Annotated in this window: 18 protein-coding genes; 7 read left to right on the top strand and 11 right to left on the bottom strand. The window is 52.9% G+C overall.

Annotated features, from left to right (window positions below; translation table 11 throughout):
* Positions 1 to 110: 110 nt before the first annotated feature.
* The 11 genes from npr to BV494_RS19130 all read right to left on the bottom strand — a co-directional run bounded on the left by npr (position 111) and on the right by BV494_RS19130 (position 8,119).
* Entirely contained in the window at positions 111 to 383 is a 273-nt protein-coding gene (npr, locus tag BV494_RS19080) for a PTS phosphocarrier protein NPr (RefSeq protein ID WP_056776243.1), read from the bottom strand.
* Positions 380 to 1,234: an RNase adapter RapZ gene (rapZ, locus tag BV494_RS19085; RefSeq protein ID WP_104924256.1), complete on the bottom strand. Its 855-nt coding sequence runs from the start codon at positions 1,232 to 1,234 to the stop codon at positions 380 to 382. Before rapZ ends, npr begins: the two co-directional genes overlap by 4 nt.
* A gap of 60 nt (positions 1,235 to 1,294) precedes the next feature.
* Positions 1,295 to 1,777 carry a PTS IIA-like nitrogen regulatory protein PtsN gene (gene ptsN, locus BV494_RS19090; RefSeq protein ID WP_192938034.1) on the bottom strand — a complete coding sequence of 161 codons (483 nt, stop codon included), beginning with the start codon at positions 1,775 to 1,777 and terminating at the stop codon, positions 1,295 to 1,297.
* 98 nt (positions 1,778 to 1,875) lie between these two features.
* A complete protein-coding gene (gene hpf / locus BV494_RS19095; RefSeq protein ID WP_013577259.1) occupies positions 1,876 to 2,163 on the bottom strand; it encodes a ribosome hibernation promoting factor in 288 nt (95 codons plus the stop codon).
* Positions 2,164 to 2,186: 23 nt separating this feature from the next.
* Positions 2,187 to 3,620, bottom strand: a complete 1,434-nt coding sequence (gene rpoN, locus BV494_RS19100; RefSeq protein WP_104924257.1) for an RNA polymerase factor sigma-54 — start codon at positions 3,618 to 3,620, stop codon at positions 2,187 to 2,189.
* Positions 3,621 to 3,719: 99 nt separating this feature from the next.
* Positions 3,720 to 4,445, bottom strand: coding sequence for an LPS export ABC transporter ATP-binding protein (gene lptB, locus BV494_RS19105; protein ID WP_104924258.1), 726 nt, complete (start codon positions 4,443 to 4,445; stop codon positions 3,720 to 3,722).
* Positions 4,446 to 4,451: 6 nt separating this feature from the next.
* Entirely contained in the window at positions 4,452 to 5,009 is a 558-nt protein-coding gene (gene lptA / locus BV494_RS19110; RefSeq protein ID WP_104924259.1) for a lipopolysaccharide ABC transporter substrate-binding protein LptA, read from the bottom strand.
* Positions 4,987 to 5,556: an LPS export ABC transporter periplasmic protein LptC gene (gene lptC / locus BV494_RS19115; RefSeq protein WP_104924260.1), complete on the bottom strand. Its 570-nt coding sequence runs from the start codon at positions 5,554 to 5,556 to the stop codon at positions 4,987 to 4,989. The genes lptA and lptC overlap by 23 nt, the downstream gene beginning before the upstream one ends.
* Positions 5,553 to 6,119: a 3-deoxy-manno-octulosonate-8-phosphatase KdsC gene (gene kdsC, locus BV494_RS19120; protein ID WP_104924261.1), complete on the bottom strand. Its 567-nt coding sequence runs from the start codon at positions 6,117 to 6,119 to the stop codon at positions 5,553 to 5,555. Before kdsC ends, lptC begins: the two co-directional genes overlap by 4 nt.
* 16 nt (positions 6,120 to 6,135) lie before the next feature.
* Positions 6,136 to 7,122 (bottom strand): arabinose-5-phosphate isomerase KdsD, encoded by a 987-nt coding sequence (gene kdsD, locus BV494_RS19125; RefSeq protein ID WP_104924262.1) that lies wholly within the window; start codon positions 7,120 to 7,122, stop codon positions 6,136 to 6,138.
* A 19-nt stretch (positions 7,123 to 7,141) separates the two neighbouring features.
* The gene (locus BV494_RS19130) at positions 7,142 to 8,119 is read right to left on the bottom strand and encodes a calcium/sodium antiporter (RefSeq protein ID WP_104924263.1); all 978 of its coding nucleotides are present in this window, start codon (positions 8,117 to 8,119) and stop codon (positions 7,142 to 7,144) included.
* A 307-nt stretch (positions 8,120 to 8,426) separates the two neighbouring features.
* Between BV494_RS19130 and mlaF the strand changes: the two genes are divergently transcribed.
* The 7 genes from mlaF (at position 8,427) to murA (ending at position 13,305) form a co-directional block, all read left to right on the top strand.
* Positions 8,427 to 9,230 (top strand): phospholipid ABC transporter ATP-binding protein MlaF, encoded by an 804-nt coding sequence (mlaF, locus tag BV494_RS19135; RefSeq protein WP_104924264.1) that lies wholly within the window; start codon positions 8,427 to 8,429, stop codon positions 9,228 to 9,230.
* 15 nt (positions 9,231 to 9,245) lie between these two features.
* Positions 9,246 to 10,028: a lipid asymmetry maintenance ABC transporter permease subunit MlaE gene (mlaE, locus tag BV494_RS19140; RefSeq protein ID WP_104924265.1), complete on the top strand. Its 783-nt coding sequence runs from the start codon at positions 9,246 to 9,248 to the stop codon at positions 10,026 to 10,028.
* 3 nt (positions 10,029 to 10,031) lie between these two features.
* Complete coding sequence (mlaD, locus tag BV494_RS19145) at positions 10,032 to 10,583, top strand: outer membrane lipid asymmetry maintenance protein MlaD (RefSeq protein ID WP_104924266.1); 552 nt, start codon at positions 10,032 to 10,034, stop codon at positions 10,581 to 10,583.
* A gap of 41 nt (positions 10,584 to 10,624) precedes the next feature.
* A complete protein-coding gene (mlaC, locus tag BV494_RS19150) occupies positions 10,625 to 11,257 on the top strand; it encodes a phospholipid-binding protein MlaC (protein ID WP_104924267.1) in 633 nt (210 codons plus the stop codon).
* A complete protein-coding gene (gene mlaB, locus BV494_RS19155) occupies positions 11,257 to 11,565 on the top strand; it encodes a lipid asymmetry maintenance protein MlaB (RefSeq protein WP_104924268.1) in 309 nt (102 codons plus the stop codon). Before mlaC ends, mlaB begins: the two co-directional genes overlap by 1 nt.
* Before the next feature lie 160 nt (positions 11,566 to 11,725).
* Entirely contained in the window at positions 11,726 to 11,980 is a 255-nt protein-coding gene (ibaG, locus tag BV494_RS19160) for a BolA family iron metabolism protein IbaG (RefSeq protein WP_013577246.1), read from the top strand.
* Between the two features lie 65 nt (positions 11,981 to 12,045).
* Positions 12,046 to 13,305, top strand: a complete 1,260-nt coding sequence (murA, locus tag BV494_RS19165) for a UDP-N-acetylglucosamine 1-carboxyvinyltransferase (RefSeq protein WP_104924269.1) — start codon at positions 12,046 to 12,048, stop codon at positions 13,303 to 13,305.
* Positions 13,306 to 13,338: the final 33 nt, after the last annotated feature.

Raw genomic sequence — 13,338 nt, forward strand, 5'->3', positions numbered from 1 at the left:
TCGAGTTGCAGGAAGGCGGCAAACGAAGGAGTCCCGATGAGCTTACACGAGTAAGTGATTCGGGTGACTGAGCGCAGCCAACGCACCTGCAACTTGAAATATGACGGGGATTAATCCTCGTCGAAACCGGAGTTGATGAGATTAACGACGGCGGTCAGCGCCTGTTCTTCGTCGGGGCCGGTGGCTTCGATTTCAATCTGCTGGCCTTTCGGGGAATCGAGCATCAGCAGGGCAATCACGCTGCTGGCTTCCGCTTCAATGCCTGTGCCGTTGCGCAGCATCACTTCTGACTCAAAGCTCTGCACCAGTTCAAATAACTTCATCGCCGGACGGGCATGCATCCCTAACCGGTTTTTGATTTCTACCGTTTGTTTAACCGTCATGATTTGCGTTTTTCCAGCGTGCGATGGCGGGACTGGACGTTCTTCCCACGGGAACGGAAATAGTCAGCCAGCTCTTCGGCGATATACACCGAACGGTGCTTACCGCCGGTACAGCCAATGGCGACGGTCAGATAGCTGCGGTTATTGGTTTCCAGCGCGGGCAGCCATTGTTCAAGGTAGCTGCGCGTCTGGTAGATAAAGTTATGCACTTCGGTATGACGGTCGAGGAACGCAGCAACCGGTTTATCGAGGCCGGTCATCGGACGCAGTTTCGGATCCCAGTGGGGGTTCGGCAGGAAACGCACGTCGAAAACGTAATCCGCATCAATCGGAATACCGTGTTTAAAACCAAAGGATTCAAAGACCATGGTCAGTTCACGTTCGCGTTTGCCCAGCAGGCGTGTACGCAGCATTTCAGCCAGTTCGTGAACGGACATCTCGGAGGTGTCGATGATCAGATCGGCGGCAGAGCGCAAAGGCTCCAGCAAATCGGCTTCTTCATCGATTGCACTTTCAAGGGACAGGTTCTTGCTGGAAAGCGGGTGCAGACGACGGGTGTCGCTGTAACGGCGGATCAGGGTATTGCGATCAGCGTCGAGGAACAGCAGTTGTGGCGAAAAGCTTTCCGGTAGCTGTGACATCGCATGCTCATAAACTTCCGGTGTTTCTGGCATGTTACGAACGTCAATGCTGACGGCCGCAGACGTATTGCGTTCAACAAGGGTCTGGGCAAGCTGCGGCAATAACACCACAGGCAGGTTATCCACACAGTAAAAACCCATGTCTTCCAATGCCCTAAGGGCAACCGACTTCCCGGAACCGGAACGGCCGCTGACAATCATCAGCACCATGGTGTCACTCCCCTGGCATTCAGAATTCATTTTCCCGGTGCGCAACCGGGAATCAGTAATTTATTCGTTTTCAGTCATTATCTGGAACAGTTCTTCGTCACTTTGCGCTCCGCGCAGACGACGACATACCCCTTTATCCGCCAGTTTCTTGGCGACTAAAGACAGGGTATGTAAATGGGTTTTACATTGATCTGCCGGAACCAGCAAGGCAAAAAGCAAATCCACAGGCTGATTATCAATAGCGTCAAAAGCGATCGGCTGTTCAAGCTGAATGAACACCCCGACGGCACGTAAAGTGTCTTCTTCCAGCTTTCCGTGCGGAATGGCGATCCCGGCACCGATCCCGGTGCTGCCCATGCGTTCACGGGTCAAAATGGCGTCAAAAATCACCTGCGGTGACAAATTTAATTGTTTGGCCGCCAGTTCGCTGATGATTTCCAGAGCGCGTTTTTTGCTGGCGCAATGAACGCCGCTTTTGGTGCATTCGGCATTAAGCACCGACGTTAATTGCAATGCAGTATCGTTAATCATGTCATCTTTCACTTTTGCGCTGTTTCACCCTTAAAGCTATATCGGCTCGTTTCCCGAAGGTCACAAGCCGATGCCCGAAGGTTTGTAGCACAGGGTTGGCTACATGAATGTCAGTGCTGTTTCAGTTTGTCTTTGTGCTTGTTCAGCTGACGGGCCAGTTTATCAACCAGGCCGTCAATTGCCGCGTACATATCCTGATGTTCCGAGGTGGCATGCAACTCGCCTCCGTTCACATGCAAAGTGGCTTCCGCTACTTTCTGCACCTTTTCAACGCTCAACACCACATACACCTGATTTATCCGGTCGAAATACTGCTCAAGCTTGGCCAGCTTCGACGTGATGAATTCTCTCAGGGGATCCGTGATCTCAATGTGGTGTCCGGTAATGTTGAGCTGCATAATGTCTTCCTTCTCTGTTGAGGTCAAACTAACTGTTTACGTTGGTTTGAGGGCGGGATGGACAAAGACTCTCGGTATTTGGCGACAGTCCTGCGCGCCACCATGATCCCCTGATCGGAAAGCAGGGTGGCTAACTTACTGTCACTGAGCGGTTTTACAGGATTCTCCGCTGCGATTAATTTCTTCACCAGCGCCCGGATCGCGGTTGACGATGCCTCGCCGCCGCTGTCTGTACTGACATGGCTGGAGAAAAAATACTTCAGCTCGAAAATGCCACGCGGGCTGTGCAGGAACTTCTGCGTCGTTACGCGTGAAATCGTCGATTCATGCATTTCCACGGCGCTGGCGATATCGGCCAACACCATGGGTTTCATAAATTCGTCACCTGACTCAAAGAACGCCTGCTGTTGTTCAACGATGCAGCGCGTCACTTTCAGCAGCGTATCGTTTCGGCTTTCCAGGCTTTTGATCAGCCATTTGGCTTCCTGCAAATTGCTGCGGATAAATTGTCCGTCGCTGTCGCTGCGTGCGGAATTGCCCATCGCGGCGTATTGCTGGTTGATCTTCAAACGCGGAATGCTGTCAGAGTTCAATTCAACGGTCCAGACACCAGACACTTTACGCACCAGCACATCGGGGATCACGTATTCGGATTCACCGGTGTTGATTGACTGGCCCGGACGCGGATCAAGAGACTGAATCAGGAGCATCGCTCCTTTCAGTGTATCTTCTTTTAGCCGGGTTGAACGCATAAGTGCGCGGAAATCATGGTTCGCCAGCAAATCCAGATGTTCGCTGATAATCAGCCGAGCTTCGGTGATGAAAGGGGTGTCTGTGGCGTACTGGGAAAGCTGGATCAGCAGGCAGTCACGCAGGTCGCGCGCCGCCACACCGACCGGGTCAAAACGCTGAACGCGTTTGAGAACGGCTTCCACTTCGTCCATGCTGACGTTGTCGTCACCGATGCTTTCGAGGATGTCGTCAAGGGAAATGGTCAGGTAGCCGGTATCATCTACGGCATCGACAATAGACGTTGCGATCGCGGCATCAGTATCAGTAAACGGCGTCAGTTCAACCTGCCACATCAGGTAATCCTGAAGCGTCTGGGTGGTTTCGCCCTGATAAATCGGCAGCTCATCGTCGCTGTAATCGTTGCCGGTACCGGAAGGCGTGCCTGCGGTATAAATCTCGTCCCAGGTGGCGTCCAGCGGCAACTCTTCGGGCATGTCTTTTTGCTCGAGGGCTTCGCGGGTGTCTAACCCTTCGCTGTCCGGGGTTTCTACCGCATCAATTTCTTCGTGCAGGTCAGTTTGTTCCAGCAGAGGGTTGCTCTCCAGCGCGAGTTGGATCTCCTGTTGGAGCTCAAGCGTGGACAGTTGCAACAGGCGGATGGCCTGTTGTAACTGAGGAGTCATTGCCAGTTGTTGGCTGAGTCTGAGTTGCAAACCTTGCTTCATATCTTGGTTTTATTTCCGTTGATTACACACTGAGTAACTTCTGTCAGAGACCGCCCGTCAGACTTTACGTCGAAACGGGCACGGTTCCGGCGGCACAGATCACAGACGGAATTCTTCACCCAGATAAACGCGTTTAACCTGTTCATCAGCAAGAATGTCGGCTGGCGTGCCGTGGGCGATCAATTTGCCCTGACTGACGATGTAGGCACGCTCACAAACGTCGAGCGTTTCGCGAACGTTGTGATCGGTGATCAGGACGCCAAGGCCGCTGTCACGCAAATGCTCAATGATTTTTTTGATGTCGATGACGGAAATCGGGTCAACCCCGGCAAACGGTTCATCCAGCAGGATAAACTTAGGGTTCGCTGCCAGTGCGCGGGCAATTTCAACACGACGTCGTTCACCCCCGGACAAGGACTGACCGAGGTTATCGCGCAAATGGGAAATATGGAACTCTTCCATTAACTCATTGGCACGGTCGTTACGCTGTTCTTTGTTCAGATCGTCACGGATCTGTAACACCGCCATCAGGTTATCAAACACGCTCAGACGGCGGAAGATGGAGGCTTCCTGCGGAAGATAGCCAATACCGCGACGGGCACGGGTATGCAATGGCAGAAGACTGATGTCTTCATCGTCCACGATGATACGGCCAGCATCACGCTGCACAATCCCGACGACCATGTAGAAGGTGGTGGTTTTACCCGCCCCGTTCGGCCCCAGCAATCCGACGATTTCTCCCGAATTGACATTCAGGCTGACATCTTCAACGACCTTGCGGCCTTTGTAAGCCTTGGCCAGATTCTCTGCGATTAATTTTGCCATAAAATATCAGTTACTCTTTTTGGTCGGCTGGCCGCCTGCTGCAGGCGTTTTTTGTTGCAGCTGCGAAGGTACCAGAACGGTCGTCACACGGTTGCCTTTATCACTGAAGGCTTCCATTTGCTGTTTCTGCACCAGATAGGTAATACGGTCGCCTTTCACATTGCTGTCGAGCTGTTCAAGGTACGCATTACCGGTCAGGGTCACGAGATCGTTTTCCACTTCGTAGCGGACTTTCTGCGCATGGCCTTTCACCGGCTTGCCGTTGTCCTGCATCTGGTAGAACGTCACCGGATTGCCGTAACCTTCCACCACTTCTTTGCCAGATACGCCCTGAGGACGGATCACGACAACTTTATCGGCTTTTACCTGGATGGTGCCCTGATTGACCACGACGTTACCGGTGAAGGTGGCCGTGTTGGTGTTCACATCCAGCGCCTGATTGGCGGAATCAATGGTGATCGGCTTCGTTGTGTCGTCTTTTAAAGCGAATGCCGGAATGCTCACGGCTAACAACGAGCTGACGATCAGGAGATCACGGATTTTATTTTTTGCTTGGAATTTCATAAGAGGTCGTTACCTTTTCGATCAGCTGTGCTGTCTTATCACGCAGATTGCCGCGCATTTTCATGCCGTTAGATGTAAAACCTGTGCCATAAAGCGTTACTTCATCGTCTGAGGCAACGTCCTGTGTCGTCAGGTTAACCCGGGCATTGTCCGTTTTGATTCTTTGTAGCTGTGACGTCTCAGGCGTCAGGCTGTCGCCCTGCACATGCCCGTAAAGATAGAGCATTTTATCCTGAGTCAATTTAGCCTTATCAGAACGCAGCACCCAGGTGGGTGTTTTATTCTTGTCATACATGGTCGCGACCGGGTTGGTAAACCACGTCACCTGATCGGTGGTGTAGTATTTTACCTGGTCTGAAACCAGTTTGTACGTCAGGCTGCCCGTCGGGTCATAGACCATCGTGACCGTGTGGGAAGTCTGGTAAGTCGGATCCTGATCGTTCACCTGCTGCGGTGCGTCATCACTGCTGTCAGACAATGACCAGCCCACCAAAATCAGAACGATGGCCGTCAGGACAAGGATAATCCAAAGTTTTGTTTTACTCATATCGACAGCCCTTTGGCGTCCTCCAGCTTGCCCTGCGCCAGCAGAATCAAATCACACAATTCGCGTACTGCGCCACGTCCGCCAGCGATGCGGGTCACGTAATCTGATTTTGGCAACAGAATCGGATGTGCATCCTGAACCGCCACGGAAAGACCCACTTCGGCCATCACCGGCCAGTCAATCAGGTCATCGCCGATGTAAGCGACTTCTTCGGCCCGCAATGACAGTGTATCTAACAGTTCGCGGAAGGCCAAAAGCTTATCCGATTGCCCCTGATACAAGTGGCGGATACCGAGGGTTTTAGCGCGATCTTCCAGTAATTTCGCATTGCGGCCTGTAATAATCGCGACCTCAATGTCAGATGTCAGCAGGCAACGGATACCGTAACCATCGCGAACGTTAAAACTTTTCAGCTCTTCTCCCTGATTTCCCATGTAGATCAGGCCGTCAGACATGACGCCATCTACATCGCAAATCAGCAGTCGAACGGCTTTGGCGCGTTCGAGCACGTGGGCGCTGACCGGACCGTAGCAGGTCTCCACCAGGGCTGCGCTATGACTCATTCGGGCTATTCCTCAATTAAACTACGCCAGCGCGCAGCATATCGTGCATATGTAACACACCCAACAACTGGTCACCATCTGCAACCATCACGCAGGTAATGTGTTTATCTTGCATCAGATTCAGTGCGTCGACCGCCAGAAGCGATGGCCGGACGCGGATCCCGCCAGTCGTCATCACATCGGCAATCGCCGCATTATTAATGTTCACGCCCATATCAAAGATGCGGCGTAAATCACCATCGGTAAAGATCCCTTCGATTTTCATCAAATCGTTGCAAATGACTGTCATGCCCAGATTTTTGCGGGTGATTTCCAGCAGGGCGTCACGCAAAGAGGCATCACGGCTGACGTGCGGGATCTCATCGCCGGTGTGCATAATATCGCTGACGCGCAATAAGAGCTTGCGACCCAGTGCTCCGCCAGGGTGCGACAGGGCGAAATCCTCAGGGGTGAAACCGCGTGCTTCAAGCAGCGCGACGGCGAGCGCATCGCCCATGACCAAAACCGCGGTAGTGCTGCTGGTCGGCGCCAGACCCAGCGGGCACGCTTCTTTCGGTACACGCACGCAAAGATGCACATCGGCGGCTTTGCCCATCGTGCTTTCCGGGTTTGACGTCATGCAGATAAGCGTGATGTTCAGCCGTTTCAAGACCGGGATCAGACCCAGAATTTCATGGGCCTCACCGGAATTGGAAATCAGAATGACGATGTCCTGCTTCGAGACCATGCCCAGATCGCCGTGGCTGGCTTCGCCCGGATGGACAAAAAATGCCGGCGTGCCGGTGCTGGCAAACGTGGCGGCCATCTTGCGGCCAATATGCCCTGATTTGCCCATCCCCATCACGACGACTTTTCCGGTGCAGGCGAAGATTTTTTCGCATGCACGGGTAAAGTCACCGTTAATGTATTGATCTAACTGCTCAAGTCCTTCACGTTCTGTTTTCAGCACATCACGCCCGACGGCCTGGAAATCAAAGTCGGAGGCGAAGGTAAAGTTAGCCATAGTCAGTTCCTGACAGAGTTCAGAAGGCAATGCTGTCCGGTAACAGGAACAGCACCGCCATATAGGCGATAAATCCGCACAGCAATACTGCACCAGCCAGATGTCCAATCCGGTGTTTGCGCATCAGGCACAGGCCGGAAAGCACCACGCTGACTGCCAGCATGACCCAGTAATCGCGGTGAAATGCATCCGGGTTAAACGAGCCCGGTGCCACCAGTGCGGGTAATCCCAGCACCAGACAGGTGTTAAAAATGTTGGCACCAATGATATTGCCCAGCGCGATATCATCTTCACCTTTAATGGCACCGGCGATAAAGGTCGCCAGTTCCGGCAGGCTGGTGCCGATGGCGATGACCGTCAGGCCAATCACCAGCTCGCTGACACCAAAATACCGCGCAATGACGGTACTGTTGTCGACAATCATGCCCGACGCCAGCGGCATGATAATAAAGCCCAATGCCAGCCACAGAAATGCCACGGTGTTGCTGCTGTCTTGCGGAAGCTCGGACATTTGCTCGTACGTCAGCGTGTCCAGCCCCTCTTTCTCAGCCGCGCGGGCGATTTTTATCATCAGCAGCATAAACGCGGCGGCACTGGCCAGCAGCAAAACACCATCCAGCCGGCTGAGTTCACCGTCGCTGAGCAGAAAACCACACAACGCTGTGACCAGTAACAATAAAGGGAGTTCGCGGCGTAATATATCAGAACGAACGGAAAGTGGATGAATCAGGGCGGCACCGCCCAAAATCAGAAGAATATTAATGATATTCGAACCAATTGCGTTTCCAACGGCCAAATCCATTTGATCGTTGATGGCGGCGGTGGTGGAAACCACCAGTTCAGGCAGGGATATGCCTACGCCGACGACGGTCATGCCAATCACCAGTGGCGGCATACCCAGCGAGCGTGCCAGCACAGCGGCTCCGTACACCAGACGATCGGCGGCGTAAACAAGCAGTAACAGGCCGACAATCATCAGTACGATAGCGAGAAGCATGAAACATCCTTTATTGGGTATAATGCGAGGTTCGTTGCCTCGAGAGGCAGGCGATTCCTTCGTCAACATGCGCTAAGGCGACATTTTGTCTGAAAATGAGGCCAGCAGGTTCCTGTATGTTAGACGATGAAGGCTTTTAATTTAAAATGGTAATTCGTTGATTTTGACCGTCTGTGACGGAAAAGTAAATCGATGGCAACTTTGGTAACGAAAGCGGGGTAAGTTTTTGTAAAAATACCAAAGTTATACGACGCCCCACACGGGGCAGACGTATTCTTAGCGAAAGCATTCCGAAGGGATAAACTGAATGAGTCAAAGCGAATCGAATCTGGTTGAGATCAAAGGCATGAGTTTCATGCGCGGCGATCGTCCCATTTTCGAAGAGATAAACATGACCGTGCCGAAAGGCAAAGTCACCGCCATTATGGGGCCTTCGGGGATCGGTAAAACGACGCTCCTGCGCCTTATCGGTGGCCAGCTTACACCGGACAAAGGTGAAATCTGGTTTGACGGAGACAACATTCCTGCGCTGTCACGCCGCAAGCTTTATGAGTCACGCAAGAAAATGAGCATGTTGTTTCAGTCCGGTGCATTGTTTACTGACCTCAATGTGTTCGAAAATGTCGCGTTTCCGCTGCGTGAACACAGTAAGTTGCCAGAGGAATTGCTGCGCAGTACCGTGACCATGAAGCTCGAAGCCGTAGGGTTGCGCGGTGCCGGTGAACTGATGCCAGCAGAATTATCCGGCGGGATGGCGCGACGTGTTGCGCTGGCGCGTGCTATTGCGCTTGACCCTGAACTCATCATGTTTGATGAGCCGTTCGTGGGGCAAGATCCCATCACAATGGGCGTACTGGTCAAACTGATCGACGAACTTAACCACGCGCTGGGCGTGACCTGTATCGTAGTCTCCCATGACGTTCCTGAAGTGCTGAGCATTGCGGATTACGCGTATATTGTTGCGGCACAACACGTTATTGCTGAGGGAACACCTGAGGAGTTGCAAAATAATCCTGATCCTCGGGTTCGCCAGTTCCTTGATGGTATCGCCGATGGACCGGTTCCTTTCCGTTTCCCTGCCGGTGATTATAAAACCGAGCTGCTCGGATGATGGGGTTCTCTATTCATGTTTACTAAGGTATTAGCCTCAGTCGGGCGCAGCGGGATTAATACCTGTGCGTCTTTTGGCCGTGCCGGTTTAATGCTCTTCCGTGCATTAGTTGGCAAGCCGCAATTTGCCCGGCAATGGCCGCTGCTGGTCAAGCAGCTCTACAGCGTTGGCGTGCTTTCTCTGTTAATCATTCTCGTTTCCGGGCTGTTTATCGGCATGGTTCTGGGGTTGCAGGGCTATCTCATTCTGACCACCTACAGTGCCGAAGCCAGTCTGGGCATGATGGTGGCGCTGTCCCTGTTGCGTGAACTTGGCCCGGTCGTGACCGCGCTGCTGTTTGCCGGACGCGCGGGTTCTGCGTTAACCGCTGAACTGGGTCTGATGAAAGCCACCGAGCAAATCTCCAGCCTGGAAATGATGGCAATAGATCCGCTGCGCCGCGTTGTAGCACCGCGTTTCTGGGCCGGTCTGATTTCCATGCCTCTGCTGACGGCGATTTTCGTCGCCGTCGGGATCTGGGGCGGTTCGCTGGTAGGCGTGGACTGGAAAGGTATCGACAGCGGTTTCTTCTGGTCTGCAATGCAAACTGCAGTAGACTGGCGTAAAGACCTGCTTAACTGCCTGATTAAAAGCCTTGTTTTCGCTATCACCGTGACCTGGATTGCGTTGTTCAATGGCTATGATGCAATCCCGACATCCGAAGGGATCAGCCGGGCAACGACACGTACTGTGGTGCATTCGTCACTGGCGGTGCTGGGATTGGATTTTGTGCTAACAGCACTGATGTTTGGAAATTAAACCATGCAAACGAAAAAGAGTGAGATTTGGGTTGGCGCATTTTTAATCATCGCATTGATCGCGGTGGTCTTCCTGTGCCTGAAAGTAGCTGATATCCGTTCCATCGGTTCGGATCCGACCTACCGTATTTCTGCGGACTTCGACAATATCGGCGGCCTGAAAAGCGGCTCACCGGTGAAAGTCGGCGGCGTGGTGATTGGTCGCGTCAGCAGCATTACGCTGGATAAAAATTATTCTCCGCGTGTGGAAATGGATATCGACCAGAAATACAACCAGATCCCAAGCACCAGTACGCTGGCTATTCGCACCTCGGGTTTACTGGGTGAACAATTCCTGGCGCTGAACATTGGATTTCAAGACCCTGAGATGGGAACGACTATCCTTAAAAACGGTGGCGTTATTCAGGACACGAAATCTGCGCTGGTTCTTGAAGACCTGATTGGCCAGTTCCTTTACAAGAGCGGCGACGGTAAGGCTGACCCTGATGCAACGGCTGCACCTGATGCAACGGCTGCACCTGATGCTACTACAGCACCACAGCCGGCTGCCCATTAAGCATTGCCACCACGGATTCTCCATAAAAGAGGAAAATGAGTATGTTTAAACGTTTAGTGATCGCTGCACTGCTGGTCGTTATGGCTCCGCTGGCAAATGCCGCTGTAGACAAAACCAATCCATACAGCGTGATGAATGAAGCGGCGAATAAAACCTTCACCCGCCTGAAAACCGAACAGCCGAAAATCAAGCAGGATCCTAACTATCTGCGCCAGATTGTTCACGATGAATTGCTGCCGTATGTGCAAGTCAAATACGCCGGTGCGCTGGTATTAGGCCGCTATTACCAACAGGCGACGCCTGCACAACGTGACGCTTACTTTGCCGCGTTCTCTGAATATCTGCAGCAGGCCTATGGTCAGGCGCTGGCGATGTACAACGGCCAGAGTTACACCGTTCAGCCTGAACAGTCTTATGCGGACAAAGATATCATCGCTATCCGCGTCACCATCACCGACCCCAATGGCCGTCCGCCGATTCGTCTGGATTTCCAGTGGCGCAAAAACAGCCGCACCGGTGAATGGCAGGCGTACGACATGATCGCAGAAGGTGTGAGCATGATTTCGACCAAGCAGAACGAGTGGGCGGATATCCTGCGTCAGAAAGGGATTGATGGCCTGACTGCCCGTCTGAAACAAGCCGCTGCTCAGCCGATCACTCTGGATAAGCAATAATGAGTGACGCTCTGCGCTGGGAATCGCAGCCGCCGCGACTGACCTTGCAGGGTGAGTTGGATCGCGAAACGCTGGTGGCTTTTTGGGATGTGCGTAAAAAGCTGATGTCCGGCGTGACCACTCTGGACGTGTCCGGGCTGGAACGCGTGGATTCTTCGGGCCTGGCGCTGTTAGTGCATCTGCGCGAAGAGGCTAGCCAGCAGGGCGGTTCGCTGACCATCGCAGGCATTACCGACCGGCTGCATACGCTGATTGCGTTATATAATCTTCAGGACATTATCCCGACGGACTCACTGGCAAATAAGTGAACAGTTACCGGAGGTTAGGCGACGGGATGTAAATCGTTGCCTTAATGTCCACAAAGCCCCTGTGCGAAACTCTTCCTCAGGGGCTTTTTCGTGGTTTAAGATTTGGTCCGATCCCTATAAGATATCGGGCTGTTATGATTCTTCAGAAGAATAGATCCCTATGGAAACAAGTGAAATTAAAGACGTGCTGATGAACGCGTTGGCACTGGATGAAGCCCACATTACTGGCGATGGCAGTCATTTTCAGGCCATTGTCGTTGGTGCGATGTTTGATGGCATGAGCCGCGTGAAAAAACAGCAGACCGTTTACGCCCCGCTGATGGAATACATCGCCGACAATCGAATTCATGCGCTGTCTATTAAGGCTTATACCCCGGAAGAATGGGCGCGTGACCGTAAACTGAGCGGTTTATAAGACTGCCGGAGCGCCGGCAGCTTCCTCGTATTTAATCAGAGTTGAAATTTAAGAGAGCAGTCATAATGGATAAATTTCGTGTACAGGGTGGGACTCGTCTGAGCGGCGAAGTTACTATCTCTGGTGCAAAAAATGCCGCACTTCCTATTTTGTTTGCCGCACTGCTTGCTGAGGAACCTGTTGAACTCCAGAACGTTCCTCACCTGAAAGACATCGATACCACCATCAAATTACTGAGCCAGTTAGGCACCAAAATCGAACGCAACGGTTCTGTGTTCGTGGATGCCAGCGCGGTCAACGAGTTTTGTGCGCCGTATGATCTGGTGAAAACCATGCGTGCATCCATCTGGGCCCTGGGGCCTCTGGTGGCGCGTTTTGGTCGTGGAGAAGTTTCCCTGCCGGGCGGTTGTGCGATTGGCGCGCGTCCTGTTGACCTGCACATCACCGGTCTGGAACAGCTCGGTGCGACCATCGTGCTGGAAGAAGGTTATGTGAAAGCGTCCGTTGATGGCCGTCTGAAAGGCGCGCATATCGTGATGGACAAAGTCAGCGTGGGCGCGACCGTGACCATCATGAGCGCAGCAACCCTGGCGGAAGGCACGACGATTATTGAAAACGCCGCGCGTGAGCCTGAAATTGTCGATACCGCTAATTTCCTTAACACGTTGGGTGCAAAAATCACCGGCGCGGGCACCGATAAAATCACCATCGAAGGCGTCGCCCGTCTCGGTGGTGGTGTTTACCGTGTTGTTCCTGACCGCATCGAAACCGGGACTTTCCTGGTCGCAGCGGCCATTTCCGGTGGCAAAATTACCTGCCGCGAAGCCCGCCCTGACACGCTGGATGCCGTACTGGCAAAACTGCGCGAAGCCGGTGCAGAGATCGAAGTGGGTGAAGACTGGATCAGCCTCGATATGCATGGCAAACGCGCCAAAGCTGTCAACTTCCGTACCGCGCCGCATCCGGGCTTCCCGACCGATATGCAGGCACAATTCAGCCTGCTGAATCTGGTGGCGGAAGGTACCGGTGTCATTACCGAAACGATCTTCGAAAACCGCTTCATGCACATCCCTGAGCTTATCCGTATGGGCGCGCATGCAGAAATCGAAGGCAGTACCCTGATTTGCCACGGCGTTGAAAAACTGTCTGGCGCGCAGGTGATGGCGACTGATTTACGTGCCTCTGCCAGCCTGGTTCTGGCCGGTTGTATCGCAGAAGGCGTGACCATCGTTGACCGTATTTATCACATCGATCGTGGTTATGAGCGCATCGAAGATAAACTGCGTCAGCTCGGCGCGAAAATTGAGCGTTTCAAAGGCGAGTAATCTTTACGCCGCACGCAATAAAAAAGCCGGAGG

This window comes from Rahnella sikkimica (assembly GCF_002951615.1).
Classification (GTDB): Bacteria; Pseudomonadota; Gammaproteobacteria; order Enterobacterales; family Enterobacteriaceae; genus Rahnella; species Rahnella sikkimica.

What these genes read in the sequence shown, in the direction of transcription:
- mlaD (WP_104924266.1), top strand. Translation starts at nt 10,032, where the DNA reads ATGCAAACGAAAAAGAGTGAGATTTGGGTTGGCGCATTTTTAATCATC.
- murA (WP_104924269.1), top strand. Translation starts at nt 12,046, where the DNA reads ATGGATAAATTTCGTGTACAGGGTGGGACTCGTCTGAGCGGCGAAGTT.
- mlaB (WP_104924268.1), top strand. Translation starts at nt 11,257, where the DNA reads ATGAGTGACGCTCTGCGCTGGGAATCGCAGCCGCCGCGACTGACCTTG.
- mlaF (WP_104924264.1), top strand. Translation starts at nt 8,427, where the DNA reads ATGAGTCAAAGCGAATCGAATCTGGTTGAGATCAAAGGCATGAGTTTC.
- lptB (WP_104924258.1), bottom strand. Translation starts at nt 4,445, where the DNA reads ATGGCAAAATTAATCGCAGAGAATCTGGCCAAGGCTTACAAAGGCCGC.
- rapZ (WP_104924256.1), bottom strand. Translation starts at nt 1,234, where the DNA reads ATGGTGCTGATGATTGTCAGCGGCCGTTCCGGTTCCGGGAAGTCGGTT.
- npr (WP_056776243.1), bottom strand. Translation starts at nt 383, where the DNA reads ATGACGGTTAAACAAACGGTAGAAATCAAAAACCGGTTAGGGATGCAT.
- BV494_RS19130 (WP_104924263.1), bottom strand. Translation starts at nt 8,119, where the DNA reads ATGCTTCTCGCTATCGTACTGATGATTGTCGGCCTGTTACTGCTTGTT.
- lptA (WP_104924259.1), bottom strand. Translation starts at nt 5,009, where the DNA reads ATGAAATTCCAAGCAAAAAATAAAATCCGTGATCTCCTGATCGTCAGC.
- mlaE (WP_104924265.1), top strand. Translation starts at nt 9,246, where the DNA reads ATGTTTACTAAGGTATTAGCCTCAGTCGGGCGCAGCGGGATTAATACC.
- ibaG (WP_013577246.1), top strand. Translation starts at nt 11,726, where the DNA reads ATGGAAACAAGTGAAATTAAAGACGTGCTGATGAACGCGTTGGCACTG.
- kdsD (WP_104924262.1), bottom strand. Translation starts at nt 7,122, where the DNA reads ATGGCTAACTTTACCTTCGCCTCCGACTTTGATTTCCAGGCCGTCGGG.
- lptC (WP_104924260.1), bottom strand. Translation starts at nt 5,556, where the DNA reads ATGAGTAAAACAAAACTTTGGATTATCCTTGTCCTGACGGCCATCGTT.
- rpoN (WP_104924257.1), bottom strand. Translation starts at nt 3,620, where the DNA reads ATGAAGCAAGGTTTGCAACTCAGACTCAGCCAACAACTGGCAATGACT.
- mlaC (WP_104924267.1), top strand. Translation starts at nt 10,625, where the DNA reads ATGTTTAAACGTTTAGTGATCGCTGCACTGCTGGTCGTTATGGCTCCG.
- kdsC (WP_104924261.1), bottom strand. Translation starts at nt 6,119, where the DNA reads ATGAGTCATAGCGCAGCCCTGGTGGAGACCTGCTACGGTCCGGTCAGC.
- hpf (WP_013577259.1), bottom strand. Translation starts at nt 2,163, where the DNA reads ATGCAGCTCAACATTACCGGACACCACATTGAGATCACGGATCCCCTG.